Origin of the sequence: Actinacidiphila cocklensis (assembly GCF_907177275.1) — a bacterium.
GTDB lineage: Bacteria > Actinomycetota > Actinomycetes > Streptomycetales > Streptomycetaceae > Actinacidiphila > Actinacidiphila cocklensis.
The window spans coordinates 1-976 of record NZ_CAJSLV010000022.1; the positions used below are offsets into that span (position 1 = coordinate 1).

A 976-nucleotide genomic window follows, 5' to 3' on the forward strand; every position below is an offset into this window, starting at 1 on the left:
AAGAATTACAGCGCAACACAGCAATAAAAATGCGCCGCCTGAACCACCAGGCTATATCTGCCACTCATTGTTGTGAGTGTGGCGATCCGATAGATGAACGAAGACGCCTGGTCGTTCAGGGTTGTCGGACTTGTGCAAGTTGCCAGGAGGATCTGGAACTTATCAGTAAACAGAGAGGTTCGAAGTGAGCGAAATTAACTCTCAGGCACTGCGTGAAGCGGCAGAGCAGGCAATGCATGACGACTGGGGATTTGACGCAGACCTTTTCCATGAATTGGTAACACCATCGATTGTGCTGGAACTGCTGGATGAACGGGAAAGAAACCAGCAATACATCAAACGCCGCGACCAGGAGAACGAGGATATTGCGCTAACAGTAGGGAAACTGCGTGTTGAGCTTGAAACAGCAAAATCAAAACTCAACGAGCAGCGTGAGTATTACGAAGGTGTTATCTCGGATGGGAGTAAGCGTATTGCTAAACTGGAAAGCAACGAAGTCCGTGAAGACGGAAACCAGTTTCTTGTTGTTCGCCATCCTGGGAAGACTCCTGTTATCAAGCACTGCACTGGTGACCTGGAAGAGTTTCTGCGGCAGTTAATCGAACAAGACCCGTTAGTAACTATCGACATCATTACGCATCGCTATTACGGGGTTGGAGGTCAATGGGTTCAGGATGCAGGTGAGTATCTGCATATGATGTCTGACGCTGGCATTCGCATCAAAGGAGAGTGAGATCGGTTTTGTAAAAGATAACGCTTGTGAAAATGCTGAATTTCGCGTCGTCTTCACAGCGATGCCAGAGTCTGTAGTGTCAGATGATGACCGTACTCAAACATCGGGTTGAGTATTATCTTACTGTTTCTTTACATAAACATTGCTGATACCGTTTAGCTGAAACGACATACATTGCAAGGAGTTTATAAATGAGTATCAATGAGTTAGAGTCTGAGCAAAAAGATTGGGCGTTATCAATGT

At 46.1% G+C, this 976-nt stretch carries 2 protein-coding genes; both read left to right on the forward strand.

Annotated elements, in window-relative coordinates; translation table 11 throughout:
- The first annotated feature begins 29 nt into the window (after positions 1-29).
- The gene (locus NFU81_RS03795; protein ID WP_229041931.1) at positions 30-188 is read left to right on the forward strand and encodes a TraR/DksA family transcriptional regulator; all 159 of its coding nucleotides are present in this window, start codon (positions 30-32) and stop codon (positions 186-188) included.
- Entirely contained in the window at positions 185-733 is a 549-nt protein-coding gene (locus tag NFU81_RS03800; protein WP_001289873.1) for an ead/Ea22-like family protein, read from the forward strand. Before NFU81_RS03795 ends, NFU81_RS03800 begins: the two co-directional genes overlap by 4 nt.
- Positions 734-976: the final 243 nt, after the last annotated feature.